The following is a 15,010-nucleotide window of genomic DNA, read 5'->3' on the forward strand; positions in this document are numbered from 1 at the left end:
GCTGGGGGAGGGGGCGCTCACCGGCGCTGGCAGGGTGCCGCCGCGCCCACCCGTGCCGCCCCAGCGGCACGGGTGGGCGCAGCTACGCGACCGCTTCAGGGGCGCGGGGAACTGCGCGACCAGCCACGCACTTCCCGCGCTCGCCGAACAAACCGCGTCCCGTGCTGTTCGGCGCCCCGGACGAAAATCCAGCGGCTCGCCCATCGAGCCGTACCCCGTGCTGTTCGGCGCCCCGCACGCACACCCAAAGGTCGCCGAACGGGCCGCACCCCCGAGCGATCAGGCGCGCCCCCCTCAGGCCGCCACCGGCAACCCCGGCGTCCGGAACACCCGCTGCCGCGCGTCGACCGCGAAGATCTCGCAGCCCTCCCGGGACGCGGCCCACTCGATGCCCTCCGTGCCCATCGCGAACGCCGCCGTGGCCGTGGCGTCGGCCTCGGTCAGGGTCGGGGCCACCACCGTGAGGCTCAGCAAACCCGTCGCCGGGCGGCCGGTGCGGCCGTCGAGGATGTGGTCACCGCGCTCGTAGCGGGCGGAGGTCGCGACCGCGCCGTCCGTGAGGGACAGGACCGTACAGAGGCGGTCGGCCCGTTCCGGGTGCCGTACGCCCACCCGCCACGGACCGCCGGTCGCGGCCACGTCACCGCCCGCGTTGAGGCACAGCCTCTTCGCGCCCAGGTCCGTCAGCAGTTCCGCCGCCCGCTGCACGGCCCATCCCTTCACCATGGCGCAGGGGTCGAGCCCACGCCCCGGCAGCCGTACGTCGAACGCGCCACCCGTCGCCACCCGGTACTCCTCGCAGAGGGCCAGCACCTCGGCCAGGTCCCGGCCGACCTCGTCCGGTGCCAGCTCACCCCGGTCCAGCCGTGACACCTCGCTGTCGGCGCGGAACGGGCTGAACCGCGCGTCGACCTCGCGCAGCCAGTCGAACGCGGGCTCCGCGGCCTCGGCCGTCATCGCCCCGTTCTCGCCGTCCTCGACGAGCAGCGAGATGGGGAACCCCATGATGTGTTCGACGCGGCGCACCGGATCAGGCCTTCGCGTCGAGCGCGGCCTGGAGGGACTCCCGGTAGCCGTCGCTGGTGATCGTGGCGCCCGAGACCGTGTCGATGTCGGCGCTCTGCGCCGCCAGGGTCTCCTTGATCAGCACCGGGACGGCCGCCTCGGTCTGCGGGTGGTTCGGCTGCTTCAGCATCTCCACGGCGGTGATGTCGTCGCCCTCGAAGGTCACCTGGACCTGGACGTCACCCTTGGAGGTGCCGACCGTCGAGCCCGCGACGGTCCGGCTCGCGCTCTCCGCCGAGGACTCGGAGTCGGACGCGGAGTCGGAGTCGGACGCGGAGTCGGAGTCGGACGAGGACGCCGACTTCTCGTTCTCGTCGAGGGCGGCCTGCAGCGACTCCCGGTAGGCGTCGCTGGTGATCGTGGCGCCCGAGACCGTGTCGATGTCGGCGCTCTGCGCCTCCAGCGTCTCCTCGATCAGTACCGGCACGGCGGCCTCGGTCTGAGGGTGGTCCGGCTGCTGGAGCATCCTGACGGCGGTGATCTTCTCACCCTGGAAGGTCGCCTGGACCTGGACGGGCCCCTTCTCGGTGTCGATCGTCGGGCCCGAGACCACGGTGGAGCCCGCCGCGGCGGACGGGGCCGACTCGGCCGTCGCCGTCGTGGACGTCGTGTCGGTCGAGGGCGCGTAGCGCCAGACGGGGACCAGCGCGGCGGCGCTCAGGACCAGGGCGGGTATCGCTCGTTTCACAGTGCTTTCCTCGTGTCCCGGTGTCCCTCAGCCGGCCAGGCTGAAGCGTTCGAAGTGGATCTGCGGCTTGGGCACGTCCAGCTCGCGCAGGCTGCCCAGGACCGCGTTCATCATCGGCGGCGGCCCGCACAGGAACACGTCCCGGTCGGTGATGTCCGGCACCATGCGCTGCAGCTCGCGCGGTGCCAGCAGGTCGGGGCTGGCGGGGCCGGAGACCAGGTGCAGTTCGGCGCCCTTGTCGAAGGCGAGCTGCTGGAGCTCGTTGTAGAGGACCGCGTCCTGCTCGGCGGCCACCCGGTAGATGACCACGGCGTGCCCCTCGATCTCCTCCAGCAGGGCCCGGATGGGGGTGACGCCGACGCCGCCCGCGATGAGCACGGACTCCGGCCGGGTGCGGTGCATCGCGGTGAACGCGCCGTACGGACCCTCGGCGAAGACGCGGGTGCCGACCTTCACGTGGCGCAGGGCGGCGGAGCCCTCGCCGGCCGCCTTCGCGGTCAGCCGCAGCTGCTTGCCGTCCGGCGCGGCCGACAGCGAGAACGGGTTGGCCTGCCACCAGCGGTCCCGGGTGAGGAAGCGCCACAGGAAGAACTGGCCGGCCCGGGCGGGCATCCGGTGCAGGTCACGGCCGGTCATGTAGATCGAGACGACGTTGTCGGCCTCGGGGACGACCGCCGTGACGCGGAGCTGGTGACGCCAGTTGCGCCACAGCGGGAGCACCAGCCGGCCCACGAAGACGGAGGCCAGGGCCACGCCCCACAGCACGTACCAGTACGCCGTCGCGGTCTCCGACGAGGCGAACGACGTACCCGCCGCGACCTGGTGCGTGAAGGCCAGCACCACCGCGACGTAGGTGTACAGGTGGATGAAGTGCCAGGTCTCGTAGGCGAGCCTGCGCCGGGCGAAGCGGGCCGAGACCACGCCGATCACGATGATGATGCCGAGCGCGACGATCGCGCGCAGCACGCCCTCGACGGTCTCGGCGAGGTCGACCAGCTGGCTGAGCGGGTCCATGTCCGAGGACTGGGCGTAGCCGAAGGCGATGAACACACCGTGCGCGACCAGCAGCCACAGCACGGAGAAGCCGGTCCAGCGGTGCCAGGAGGTCAGCCGGTCCATGCCGATGCGCCGGTCGAACCACGGCAGCCGGGCCACCAGCAGCAGCTGGAAGGCCATCAGCAGCCCGCCGTAGAGACCGGCCAGGCGGCCCAGCACGATGAGGGCGTTGGAGGCGAAGCCGGCCTGCACGAAGAAGAAGGTCACCACGGCCACGTTCGCCGCCAGCACCGTGTACAGACCGGTGCGGGCGACCACTTTGGGGCGCGCTCCCGAGCGGCTGACCGCCGCGGGGGGTTGTTGGAGAGTGGTCACGGGGACAGCTCCTTGATCGGGTGGGGGATACGAGCTTGTCCGGCGGGAGCTGTCGTTTTACTGTCGGACAACTTTCAAGTATTTATCGATCTGCGGCCGAGCTGTGAGCGGCTATGGCGTGAAGCGACCGGTAGCGCAGTATGAGCACGTGGAAAAAGTGCGACTTCTCGTGGTGGACGACGACCCGCCGATCGCGGACCTGGTGGCGACCGTTGCCCGCTACGAGGGCTGGGACGCCGTCACGGCGCACTCCGGTGAGGAGGCGCTCAGGCAGGCGGCCGAGTTCCATCCCGACATCGTGGTCCTGGACCTGATGCTGCCGGGCGTGGACGGCTTCGGCGTGCTCGACCGGCTGCGCCAGTCCGGGACGATGGTGCCCGTGGTGTTCCTGACCGCCCGCGACGGCGTCGCCGACCGGGTCGCCGGCCTCACCCGGGGCGGCGACGACTACCTGGTCAAGCCCTTCGCCGTGGAGGAGTTGATGGCCCGGCTGCGCACCGTGCTGCGCCGCAGCGCCGGGCCCGCCTTCCAGCGGTCCGTGCTCCAGGTGTCGGACCTGACGATGGACGAGGACACCCGCGAGGTCCGCCGGGGCGACAAGCTGCTCACCCTCACCCCCACCGAGTACGAGGTCCTGCGCTACCTCATGCGCAAGTCCCCGACCGTCCTCACCAAGGCGCAGATCCTCGACCACGTCTGGGAGTACGGCTTCGGCGGTCGCTCCAACGTGGTCGAACTGGTCGTCAGCCGGCTGCGCCGCAAGCTCGAGGACACCGGCGAACCCCTCATCCACACCGTACGGGGCTTCGGCTACGTCCTGCGGCAGGCCACCGAGTGATCGACCGACTCAAGCAGACCTACCGCGGCATGCGCCTCGGCACCCGGCTGGCCCTCGGCCTCGGCGCCCTGGCGCTCGTCGTGTTCGCCGTCGTCGGCAGCGCACTGACCGTGTACATGCGCGACTATCTGTCCGCGCAGCTCAACGAGCAGCTGAAGATCGCCCAGATCGCCCAGTCCAAGAGCATCGCGGACTACGGCACGCTCCAGGGCAAGAAGTACTACCGCTGGTACTACGCCGTGTACGACACGTCGGACGGCTCCCCGGTGCTGCGGAAGCCCGAGGACCCCGGCGACCTGCCCGAGGACATCGACGACTTCACCCTCGTCGCCAAGGCGCTCACCGTCGAGGGCACGGAGGTCACCCGCACCGAACACCTCAAGGGCCAGGGCCAGTACCGGCTGCGGGCCTGCGAGGTCGAGCCCGGCGTGGTCCTGGTCAGCGCCGCGCCCATGGACGACATCGAGGACACCGTGGGCCGGCTGATCACGATCCAGGTCGTCACCTTCGTCCTCGCCCTGATGGCGCTCGTGGTGTTCGGCCGGGCCATGCTGCGGCGCGGCCTGAAACCGCTGAGCGACATGGCGCACACCGCCCGCGGTATCACCTCGCACGACCTGACGGACTCGGCGCGGCTGCCGGTGCGCCACGACAACCGCGACGGCGGTCCCGAGGTCGAGGAACTGCGCACCGCCTTCAACACCATGCTGGAGCACATCGACGACGCGCTCGCCGTCCGTACCGAGGCCGAGCAGCGCCTGCGCCGCTTCGTCGCCGACGCCTCGCACGAACTGCGCACCCCTCTGATGTCGGTACGCGGCTACGCCGACCTCTTCCAGTACGCCGCCGCCCACAGCCCCGAGGAACGCGACAAGCACCTGGCCCGGTTGCGTGCCGAGGCCGCGCGGATGGGATACCTGCTGGACGACCTGCTGATGCTCGCCCGCCTCGACGCCGCCGACGTGGAGACCCCGCTGCGGCTGGAGGAGGCCGACCTGGTGCGGTTGGCGCTCCAGGCGGCGGACGCCTTCCGCGCGGGCCACCCCGGCCATCCGCTGACCGTGACGACCGGCTCCGACCCCGTACGGCTGCGCCTGGACCCCCTGCGCCTGCGCCAGGTCCTCGACAACCTCCTCACCAACGCGGCCGTGCACACCCCGCACGGTACGAAGGTCCGCCTGGAGGTGTCCGTCGACTCCGGCACGGCCGAGGTACGGATCACCGACTCCGGGCCCGGCATCCCGGCCGACGACCGGGAGCGCGTCTTCGACCGCTTCTACCGCGTCGACAAGGCCCGCAGCCGCGACCGGGGCGGCAGCGGGCTCGGCCTCGCCGTCGCCCGCTCCCTGGTCCGCGCCCACGGCGGCACGATCGACCTGACCAGCCACCCGGGCGCGACCACGTTCACGGTGCGATTGCCGAGGGGCGAGGGGGAGAGCGACGGCGATGGTGGGGGCGGGGCCTGAGTGCCGTCGGCAATCGCACCGTGAACGTGGCCGCGGTGTGGTGCGCAGCCGAAGCACGGTGCGGGCGCGGGCGGGACGGCGCCGCGATCATGAAGGTGGGTGCGCAGCCGAGGCGAGCGGCCCGTGTCGGCGGGCTGCGCCACCGGAGGCCGAGGGCCCGCCCCGGACTCATGGCCCCCGCCGGACTCTCCGGCACGGGGTGATCAGTGGCTCACCCCGTGCCGCGTCGCCCGCCCCGTCCGGTGGCCTAATCTGATCGGCATGGGCAAGACGGTGCGGCAGGCCGCGCGGGCCACGCTCCAGTTGGGCATCGCCGCCGCGATGGCGTTCGGCATGTACCTGTTCATCACGGTGCTGCTGGTCACCGCGATCGCCACGCTCGCCGTGGTGGGTGCCTGGATATTGCCCGAGACCGTGACGCTGGTCCGTCGCATCGCCGGCGCGAAACGCCACCAGGTGGCGGCCTGGACCGGCCGGGCCGTCCCCGAGGCCTATCAGCCGATCGAGGGCACCCTGCGCGAACGCCTGCGCATCGCCGTCCGCGACCCCGGCACCCGCACCGACGCCCGCTGGATGCTCGCGTACTACGTCTACGGCGCCCTCTTCTTCCTCGCGGTACCCCTGTGGCCACTGGGCCTCGCCGTCGACGGCGTGTGGAGCGGACTGCTCCGCCGCGATGCCCTCGTCCTGCCGCTGATCAGCCGTCTCGCCGACCTCGACGCCCACTGGTCCGAGACGCTGCTCAAGCCCTCGCCCAGGGCCCGCCTCGCCGAACGGGTGGAGGAGCTGACGGCGACCCGCGCCGACGCGATCGCCGCCCACGGTGCCGAACTCCGCCGTATCGAACGGGACCTGCACGACGGCGCCCAGGCCCGCCTGGTCTCGCTGTCCATGCGGATCGGGCTGGCCCGGCGCGCGTACGACCGCGACCCGGAAGCCGCGCGCAGGCTGCTGCTCGACGCCCAGGACCAGGCCGAGGCCGCGCTCATCGAACTCCGCCACGTCGTACGCGGCATCCACCCGCCGATCCTCACGGACCGCGGTCTCGCCGGAGCCGTACGGGCCCTGGCGGCCAGCAGCGGCCTCGAAGTGGCCGTGGACGTGCGCGGGTTGGAGGACACCGACGGGCCGCGCCCGCCCGCCGCGGTGGAGGCCGCCGCCTACTTCGTCGTCGCCGAGGCTCTGACCAACGCCGCCAAGCACAGCGGCCGCGACCACGCCAAGGTCCGTCTCGCCCGCACGACCCGGGGCGTCCGAGTCCTGGTACGCGACGACGGCCGGGGCGGCGCCGAAGGTGGCGCCGGTACGTCCGGTCCGGCTGCCACGACGAGCGGCCCCGGCACGGCCGGTCCGGCTGCCACGACGAGCGGCCCCGGCACGACCGGTTCGGCGACGGTCACGGGCCGCCCCGGCCCCCCGGCCGTCGGCGCCCCCGCGATGGGCGGATCCGGACTCCTCGGTATGCGGCGGCGGGTCGCCGCGCTCGACGGGAGCATGGCCGTGACCAGCCCTGTCGGGGGGCCCACCGTGATCGAGGTGGAGCTGCCCTGCGTATGGTGAGCGAAACGGGATCAGCGGCCGATCCGGGGACATCGCGTACGCGGCGGTCGAGGACAGAGGTGGGACTGCCGTGCGTGTGGTGATCGCCGAGGACAACGCCCTGCTGAGAGAGGGCCTGGTCCTGCTGCTGACCTCCTCCGGACACGAGGTGGCGGCCGTCGCGGGCAGCGGCCCCGAGGTGCTCCCCGCACTGCTGGAACACCGCCCGGACGTCGCCGTCCTGGACGTCCGGATGCCGCCCGGCTTCCGTGACGAGGGGCTGCGCGCCGCCCTGGAGGCCCGCCGGGAGATTCCCGGCCTGCCGGTGCTGGTCCTCTCGCAGTACGTGGAGGAGTCGTACGCCGCCGAACTGCTCGGCGGGGGAGCGAGCGGCGTCGGCTATCTGCTCAAGGACCGGATCGGCCGGGTCGACGAGTTCCTGGACGCGCTCGACCGGGTCGCGGCCGGCGGTACCGCGCTCGACCCGGAGGTGGTCACCGAGCTGCTGTCCCGCCGCAAGGACTCACCGCTCGACTCGCTCACCCCACGCGAGCGTGAGGTGCTGAAGCTGATGGCCGAGGGACACGACAACGCCACCATCGCCAGGACCCTGGTCGTCACCGAACGCGCGGTCAGCAAGCACATCGGCAACGTCTTCCTGAAGCTCGGCCTGCCCACCAGCGACAGCGGACACCGCAGGGTGCTGGCCGTGCTGGCCTACCTGAACAACACATAGCCGCCCCGCTGGTCGCGGCGCGGACGGGGGTTCTGCTGCTCCTCGCCGGGCACGGGACGACGGCCGGCATGGTCGCCCTCGGCACGCTCGCGCTGCTCGAACACCCCGACCAGTCGGCGGAGTTGCGGAACACCGACGCCCCGAGGCGGATCGCCGCCGCCGTCGAGGAACTGCTGCGCCACCTCGACATCACGCACACCGGACGGCGCCGGGTGGCCACCGAGGACATCGAGATCGCCGGGTGGACGCCGAGGACATCAAGATCGCCGGAGAGGCGGTCCGCGCCGGGGAGGGCATCATCTTCCCCGACGATATTGGCGACCGCGACCCGGAGACCGTCCCCGACCCGGACGCCGTCACCGACCGGAGGCCGTCACCGACCGGAGGCCGTCACCGACCCGGAGGCCGTCACCGACCCCGACCGGCTCGGCCTCGGCCGCGACGCCCGCCGCCACATCGACTTCGGCTTCGGCGTCCACCAGCGCCCGGGCCGGCCGCCGGCCCGCCTGGAACTTAAGGTCGTCCACGGCACCCTCACCGCCGTATCCCCACCCGCCGCCCGGCCGCCGACAGGGACCGCCTCGCGTTCAAAAACGACGGGTCGGTGTACGGCGTGTACGGGCTGCCCGTGGCCCGGTGACGACCGCGCACGCGAGGGGCCTGCCACCGGCGACCACCGGCGGCAGGCCCCTCTCCCGTGGAGACGCCCGAGATGCCCGAGACGCCGAGACGCCTGAGACGCCCGAGACGCCTGAGACGCCCGAGACGCCTGAGACGCCCGGGGTGCCCGAGACGCTCGGGGCGCCCGGAACTCCGGGGACGTCTACTCGTCTACTCGTCGAACGTCACGACCACCTTCTCGGCCGCCCCCGGCGTCAGCGCCAGCTCGAAGGCCCGGTCGACCTCGGCGGCGGGCACCCGGTGGCTGATGAGCTTGGCGAAGCGCTCATGGTGCTCGACGATCTCGGGGGTGACCTCGAAGATCTCGGTGGGGTAGCCCTGGGAGGCGACGAGGGTCAGCTCGCTGCGGAGCATGCCGCCGAGGTCGATCTCCGAGCCCTTCTTCTGCACGGCGACCATGACGAGCTTCGCGCCCCACTTGGCCGACCCCACCACGGTGTTGAACACGGCGGGGACACCGGCCGCGTCGATGAAGATGTCGGTTCCGGGCCGGGGCTGGCCGAGCGCGTTGGCGGCCTGCCCGTGCAGTTCGGTCAGCCGTGCGGCGACATCCTCCTTGCCCGAGTCGATGACGGCGTCCGCGCCCACGGCCAGTGCCTTCTCCAGCCGGGAGGGGATGACGTCGGCCACGACCACGTGCTTCACACCGCGCAGCTTCAGCCAGATCGCCGCGCCGAGGCCGATGGGCCCGGCACCGAAGACGACGACCTTGTCGTCGGGCCCCGCCTCGGAACGGTTGACGCAGTGCCGGGCCACGGCCATGGGCTCGTTGAGGGAGGCGATGTCGAAGGGCACGGAGTCGGGGAAGACCGCCACGCCCTTGCCGACCTCGGCGTTCTCGATCAGCAGGTACTCGCTCATGCCGCCGTACCTGCCGCCGCAGCCGATGATGCCGGTCGGCGCGTCCTGCGGGTTGACCACCACCCGGTCACCCACCGCGAGGCCGGTGACCTCGGTGCCGACCTCGACGACCTCACCGGCCGGCTCGTGGCCGAGCGGCACCGGCACCATCTCGCCGCCCTGGTGACCGCGGGACGGCATGCCTCCCATGTGGAGGAAGGTCACGTCGGTGCCGCAGATGCCGCAGGCGCGTACGCGGACGAGGGCGTCCTTGGGGCCGGGCACGGGACGCTCGACGTCCACCACCTCGACCTTGCCGACGCCGGCGGTCTGGACGGACTTCATCGTCGCCATGGGGAGACTCGCTTTCTGGAGGTGCGGGACAGGGATGCCGCGGAGTGGGATGTGTGGAGAGGTGTTGCCGGTCGGGTCCGGCCCCGGACGGGTTCCGGGAACCGTGACCCGACCGGGTCGGGCCTGGGCGCGGGCCGTCAGACGGCGGCCCAGGCGTCGTCGACGGGCAGGATCACGCCGTTGACGAAGGCGGCCGCGTCGGAGGCGAGGAAGAGGATGGCGTCGGCCTGCTCCTCGGCCGTGCCGAGGCGCCCCATGGTGGCGCCGATCAGCCCGCCGACGACCGCCGGGCCGTGGGCCTTCTGGTCGGCGTCGACCTGGATGTTGGTCAGCGTGGGGCCGGGGGCGATCGCGTTGGCCCGGATGCCCTGCTTGCGGTACATCACCGACAGGCTCTTCACCAGGCCGACGACGCCGTGCTTCGACGCGGTGTAGGCGGCGCCGGCCGCGCTGCCGCGCAGCCCGGCCTCGGAGGCGGTGAAGACGATCGCGCCGCGCTCCGCCTTCAGCATGTGCGGCAGGGCGGCCCGGGTGAGCAGGAACGGCGCGGTCAGGTTGACCCGGATGACCCGCTCCCACTCGGCGTCGTCGACATCCGCGAGGGCCGACATCCGGTCCATGATCCCGGCGTTGTTCACCAGGACGTCCAGTCCGCCGAAGGCCTCCACGGCACGCTCGACGACCGCGTCCACGACCGCCTGGTCGCTGAGGTCGCCGACGACCGCGACAGCGGTGCCGCCGGCGGTCCCGATCGTCTTGAGGGTCTCCTCGGCGGCCTCCTCGTTGAGGTCGGCCACCAGGACCTTCGCGCCCGCCGCGGCGAACTTCAGGGCCGCGGCCCGGCCTATGCCGGAACCGGCGCCCGTGACGACGACGCTGCGGCCGTCGAGACCGATACTGCTCATGAACTGTCCCTCTTTCGTCGGGTGGGCCGGTCGCCGGGCCGGGGAGTGTCCGCCCCGGTCGGCCCACGATCAGTCGTCCGATGGTTCATGGGCGCGCCCCCAGGGCGTGCAGGACCGCGTCGGCCATGCCGCGCTCACCGCGCTCGTTGGGGTGCACGGAGGCCGCGGGGGAGCGCGGCACAAGTGGCTCGATCCAGCGGGTGCCCTCGGCGGAACAGGCGTCGTGGCCCTCGGACGCCCCGTACGTGTCGACGTACCGAGCCCCGGCGGCCTCGGCGCGTCGGCGCAGCATGGTGTTGAGCTCCCGCTCCTTGCTCCGGACGAAGGCGAGGTCACCGGGGGCGAGGCCCAGCTCGCGGCCGCAGTCACCGCCGTCGGACGGCAGGATCGCCGGATAGCCGACCACATGGACCCGTGCCTTCGGCGCCCGCCGTCGGACCTCGTCCAGCGCGCGGGCGAGGCGTTCGCCCGCCGCCTCGATCTTCTTCCGGATTTCGTCGCGGCCCCCGTACGTGTACAGCTCCGTGCACGGGGCGTCGCCGTCGCCGTCCCGGCCGCCGGTGACCTCGTACAGCACACCGCTCGTGACGCACCGCCGGATCACCGAGGCGAAGCCGATGTCGTTGCCGCCGATGCCGAGGGTGACCAGCCGGGTCGCGCCGGACAGGGCGTCGAACTGGGCGGGGTTGGTGCCGTCGTCGGTCGACTGGGGTGCGGACAGGTCGGCGATGGTGGCTCCGGTGCAACTGACGTCGCGGAAGTCGGACGCCTTGATCTTCAACTCCGCGGCGACCAGTGAGGGGTAGTTCCGGCCGGACCGCTCACACCCGGCGGGGCTGCCGCTCTGGTCCGGGATCCTCGGCCCGGCCGTGTAGGAGTCGCCGAGGGCCACGTACGGGCCTGTCGGGGGCGCCGGGGCACGGCCGCCCCCGTCGCCGTCCCGTCCGACACCGATCGCGATGACCAGTACTCCGCAGGCGAGCGCCCCAGCCAGGCCGGCTCGTAGAAGGGTCCTCATCGCTGTGTCCTGTCTTCCGTCTGCTGTGGTCTCGTTCGCTCGGCCGGGGGAGGAGCGGCTGGGGCGGCCGGGCGAGTTCGGGTCGTACGGGGTCGGGCTCGGCGTGCGTGAGGCACCGGGGGTATGAGGGTGTCCCCGGGCCCGGCGCCGTTCGGGGGGAGGTGATCGGCTGCCGGGTCCGGGGACGGCGCCGGGCCCCGTCCCCACGGGTGCGGCGCGTCGGGGCCGTTCCGCTCGAACGGCCCCGGTCCTTGGTCGCCCGCGGCCGGGGAGGCCGAGGGCGAGGGTGGGTCTTCGCTTCGTCCGTCCTCCGGCCTTCTTCCGGAGCGGACCCTGTCGTCTTGCTTGAGTTAGGCAAACACATGTGACTTACTTGAGTCAAGCAATCGAGCGAACGGGATTGCTTGAGTTAGGCAACGAGAAGGGTAGGGTGATGTTCATGTCCCCATCGCCGCCGACGGCCGGTCCCGCCTCCCCGGAAGTGATCGAGATCGAACGGGCTCTGACGCAGATCACCTATCTGAGCACCAGGGCCCGGCAGCACGAGCGGCTGATGGCCCTGGCCGGAGTGCCGCTGGACCGGGCCGCCGTGGCCCTGTTGCGCCAGGTGGCCGACTCCGAGCCGCTGCGCCCGGGGGAGCTGGCGGGTCGCCTCGACGTCGAGGCCTCCCATGTCACCCGCCAGGTCCAGCAGTTGGAGAAGTCCGGCTACGTCACCCGGGTCGCCGACCCCGGTGACCGCCGTGCCCTGCGCATCCGCCTCACGCCCACCGGTCAACAGGCCGTCGACCGCATCCGCGATGCCGGCGCGGTCGGCATGCGCATGGCCCTCGCCGACTGGTCCCCCGACCAGATCCGCCAACTCGCCACGCTCTTCCACCGCATGGCCGAGGTGTTCCTCGCCCACGCCGTCGACGAGGGCCAGGGCCCCGACGCGGGTCCCCCCGGCCTCGCCGACTGCCCCCGAAAGGGGCGCGGAGAACAGTGCGAGCCACCACGACGGACGGAACCCCGCCCCCACGGCGGCACCCCCACGGCGAGCAGGCTCTCAACGCCCCCAAGGCCTTCGGCCACGCACGACACCCGGCCCAAACCGCCGGCGGCAACCCATGCCGAAGGCGCCCCCAAGGAAAGAGCCCGACACGAATGGCCTTAACCATGTACGGCAGTGCCAGTGAGAATCCGTCGCTCCCCCGGGGCGCGGGGCAGCACGTCCTGATCGTGGTCGACGACCCGGACGTCGCCGAACTACTGTCCACGACCCTGGAGTTGGCGGGATACCGCATCCATGCGGCGGAGTCGGGCACGGAGGCGGTGGCACGGCTCACCGAGCAGCGGTTCGACCTGGTGGTGCTCGACCTGGCGCTGCCGGACCTGGAGGGCCTCGGCAGGGAGCGCCGCCCCGTCGCCCACCGCCCGCCGGTGCTGTTCCTGACTCAGTACGACTCCCTCGGCAAGCTTCTCCCCGAAGTCGGGCTGGGGGAGCAGGACTACGTCACCAAGCCCTTCCGCATCGCCGAGGTCCTGGCCCGCGCCCAGGTCCTGCTGCGCGGCCGAAAACCCGTCCGTCGGGACAGCGAACTCTCCTACGACGACCTGGTCCTGGACGATCCCGCCTGTCAGGCCCTGCGTGCGGGGCGGCCGTTGAACCTCACCCCGGCGGAGTACCGGCTGCTGCGCTACCTCCTCGTCAACGCCCACAAGGTGCTGTCGAAGGAGCAGATCGGCCGCTATGTGTGGGGCGACTTCCACGGCGACAACGCCATTGAGCAACTAGTCTCCCGGCTCCGCCGCAAGGTGGACCGCGAGGGCCCGCCACTGATCCACACCCGCCGGGGCTTCGGCTACTGGCTCGGTGGCTCGGGCGGCCAGGAATGAAGCTTTCGTGGACACTCCGAGAAGCAAACGCGCACTGACCACGTCGGAATGCGTGACACTCCGCGACGTCGTCGGCAGGGCGGCGCCAGAACACTCCGGCGCCGCCCTGCTCCGTCCCCGCGGCCCCCGCTCCGGACACTTCTGTGGACGTCAACTCATGCCCGGTGAAAGCTGGTTGCGGTCGAATGCGCGATCCGCACGGCCCGGCGCCCCAACTCGGGATGTGATCCGGCTCACGTCAGCTTCTTGTCAGGTAACTGGCCGGGAGGCGTCAGACCGCTCTGTTTGCATGTGTTCATCGAGGCCTCGAAGCAGTCCCCCGGCGCTCCCCACCGGAGCCCCCACCACCGAGGAGAGACCATGGCCGACACACTGACCGACGCCGCGTCCGACACGAGCGGGCAGCTCCCCGAGTATCCGATGCCCAGGGCGACGGGCTGCCCGCTCGCACCGCCGCCGGCCGCGGCGGAGCTGCGCGGCGACCAGCCGATCACCAAGGTGCGGATCTGGAACGGCAGCACCCCGTGGCTGATCACCCGCCACGCCGACCAGCGGACCCTGCTCACCGACCCGCGCGTCAGCAACGACGACCACGAGCCGGACTTCCCCCACGTCAACGCGCACCGCGCGGCGATCGCCCCGCACACCCCGAAACTCATCACCAACACCGACGCGCCGGAGCACACCCGGCTGCGCCGCTCGGTCAACGCGCCGTTCCTGGTGAAGCGGATCGAGGCCATGCGCCCGGCCGTACAGAAGATCGTCGACGACCTGATCGACGACATGCTGGCCGGCCCCAACCCGGCCGACCTGCTCACGGCCCTGGCCCTGCCGGTGCCCTCGCTGGTCATCGCCGACCTGCTCGGAGTGCCGTACAAGGACCACGAGTTCTTCCAGGAGAACAGCAACCGGGCCCTCGACAGCGCCCTGACGGCGGAGGAGGCGTCCGCGGCGGGCCGCAACCTGGGCGGGTACCTGGACGCCCTGTTCCGGGAGAAGCTCGTCGAGCCGGGTGACGACGTGCTGTCGGAGATGGCCGGCCGGGTCAAGAACGGCGAGATGGCCCACGAAGAGGCCGTCAACATGGGCGTGGCCATGCTGATCGCCGGGCACGAGACCACCGCGACGATGATCAGCCTCGGCACGCTCGCCCTGTTCGAACACCCCGACCAGCTGGCCGTGCTGCGCGAGACCGACGACCCGAAGGTGCTCAACGGCGCCGTCGACGAGCTGCTGCGTTACCTCTCCATCGTCCACTCGGGGCTGCGCCGGGTCGCCAAGGACGACATCGAGATCGGTGGGCAGGTCATCCGCAAGGGCGACGGGCTCCTGTTCGACCTCCAGACCGCCAACTGGGACCCGAACGCCTTCCCCGAGGCCGAGCGCCTGGACCTGAGCCGGCCCGCCCGTCAGCACAACGCGTTCGGCTACGGCCCCCACCAGTGCCTCGGCCAGAACCTGGCCCGCCTCGAACTCCAGGTCGTCTACGGCACGCTCTACCGCCGCGTCCCCACCCTCCGCCCGGCCGCCCCGATCGAGCAGCTGGCTTTCAACCACACGGGGACGACGTACGGCGTGAAGTGCCTGCCCGTCGCCTGGTGACACCCCCCCCACGAGTACGCGAGAGTCAA

12 protein-coding genes and 2 pseudogenes are annotated in these 15,010 nt (G+C 72.0%); 8 read left to right on the plus strand and 6 right to left on the minus strand.

Annotated elements, in window-relative coordinates:
- Window positions 1–294: 294 nt before the first annotated feature.
- Genes OG202_RS42305 through OG202_RS42315 form a run of 3 tightly spaced genes read right to left on the minus strand, consistent with a single transcriptional unit; the run spans window position 295 to window position 3,124 of the window.
- A complete protein-coding gene (locus OG202_RS42305) occupies window positions 295–1,026 on the minus strand; it encodes an FAD:protein FMN transferase (RefSeq protein WP_326574406.1) in 732 nt (243 codons plus the stop codon).
- Between the two features lie 4 nt (window positions 1,027–1,030).
- Window positions 1,031–1,753: an FMN-binding protein gene (locus tag OG202_RS42310; protein WP_328224474.1), complete on the minus strand. Its 723-nt coding sequence runs from the start codon at window positions 1,751–1,753 to the stop codon at window positions 1,031–1,033.
- A gap of 27 nt (window positions 1,754–1,780) precedes the next feature.
- Window positions 1,781–3,124 (minus strand): ferredoxin reductase family protein, encoded by a 1,344-nt coding sequence (locus OG202_RS42315; RefSeq protein ID WP_328224475.1) that lies wholly within the window; start codon window positions 3,122–3,124, stop codon window positions 1,781–1,783.
- A 148-nt stretch (window positions 3,125–3,272) separates the two neighbouring features.
- Between OG202_RS42315 and OG202_RS42320 the strand changes: the two genes are divergently transcribed.
- The 5 genes and pseudogenes from OG202_RS42320 to OG202_RS42340 form a co-directional block, all read left to right on the plus strand.
- Entirely contained in the window at window positions 3,273–3,962 is a 690-nt protein-coding gene (locus OG202_RS42320; protein ID WP_326574403.1) for a response regulator transcription factor, read from the plus strand.
- A complete protein-coding gene (locus tag OG202_RS42325) occupies window positions 3,959–5,428 on the plus strand; it encodes a sensor histidine kinase (RefSeq protein WP_326574402.1) in 1,470 nt (489 codons plus the stop codon). The genes OG202_RS42320 and OG202_RS42325 overlap by 4 nt, the downstream gene beginning before the upstream one ends.
- 261 nt (window positions 5,429–5,689) lie before the next feature.
- Window positions 5,690–6,988, plus strand: coding sequence for a sensor histidine kinase (locus tag OG202_RS42330; protein ID WP_328224476.1), 1,299 nt, complete (start codon window positions 5,690–5,692; stop codon window positions 6,986–6,988).
- A gap of 70 nt (window positions 6,989–7,058) precedes the next feature.
- Window positions 7,059–7,703 (plus strand): response regulator transcription factor, encoded by a 645-nt coding sequence (locus tag OG202_RS42335; RefSeq protein WP_326574400.1) that lies wholly within the window; start codon window positions 7,059–7,061, stop codon window positions 7,701–7,703.
- 14 nt (window positions 7,704–7,717) lie between these two features.
- Window positions 7,718–8,343: pseudogene (locus tag OG202_RS42340) on the plus strand (hypothetical protein); the annotation flags it as partial.
- A gap of 191 nt (window positions 8,344–8,534) precedes the next feature.
- On the opposite strand, the gene OG202_RS42345 reads toward OG202_RS42340, so the two are convergent.
- From OG202_RS42345 to OG202_RS42355, 3 genes are all read right to left on the minus strand, one after another.
- Window positions 8,535–9,578, minus strand: a complete 1,044-nt coding sequence (locus OG202_RS42345) for a zinc-dependent alcohol dehydrogenase (RefSeq protein WP_326574399.1) — start codon at window positions 9,576–9,578, stop codon at window positions 8,535–8,537.
- A gap of 137 nt (window positions 9,579–9,715) precedes the next feature.
- Window positions 9,716–10,483 carry an SDR family NAD(P)-dependent oxidoreductase gene (locus tag OG202_RS42350; protein ID WP_328224477.1) on the minus strand — a complete coding sequence of 256 codons (768 nt, stop codon included), beginning with the start codon at window positions 10,481–10,483 and terminating at the stop codon, window positions 9,716–9,718.
- 85 nt (window positions 10,484–10,568) lie between these two features.
- Window positions 10,569–11,501: an SGNH/GDSL hydrolase family protein gene (locus OG202_RS42355; protein ID WP_328224478.1), complete on the minus strand. Its 933-nt coding sequence runs from the start codon at window positions 11,499–11,501 to the stop codon at window positions 10,569–10,571.
- A 439-nt stretch (window positions 11,502–11,940) separates the two neighbouring features.
- On the opposite strand from OG202_RS42355, the pseudogene OG202_RS42360 reads away from it, so the two are divergent.
- From OG202_RS42360 to OG202_RS42370, 3 genes and pseudogenes are all read left to right on the plus strand, one after another.
- Window positions 11,941–12,447, plus strand: a pseudogene (locus OG202_RS42360) (MarR family winged helix-turn-helix transcriptional regulator); the annotation flags it as partial.
- A gap of 212 nt (window positions 12,448–12,659) precedes the next feature.
- A complete protein-coding gene (locus OG202_RS42365) occupies window positions 12,660–13,379 on the plus strand; it encodes a response regulator transcription factor (protein ID WP_326585517.1) in 720 nt (239 codons plus the stop codon).
- A gap of 360 nt (window positions 13,380–13,739) precedes the next feature.
- Window positions 13,740–14,981: a cytochrome P450 gene (locus OG202_RS42370; protein WP_327726674.1), complete on the plus strand. Its 1,242-nt coding sequence runs from the start codon at window positions 13,740–13,742 to the stop codon at window positions 14,979–14,981.
- Window positions 14,982–15,010: the final 29 nt, after the last annotated feature.

It is taken from the genome of Streptomyces sp. NBC_00310 (assembly GCF_036208085.1).
In the GTDB taxonomy this organism is placed as follows: domain Bacteria; phylum Actinomycetota; class Actinomycetes; order Streptomycetales; family Streptomycetaceae; genus Streptomyces.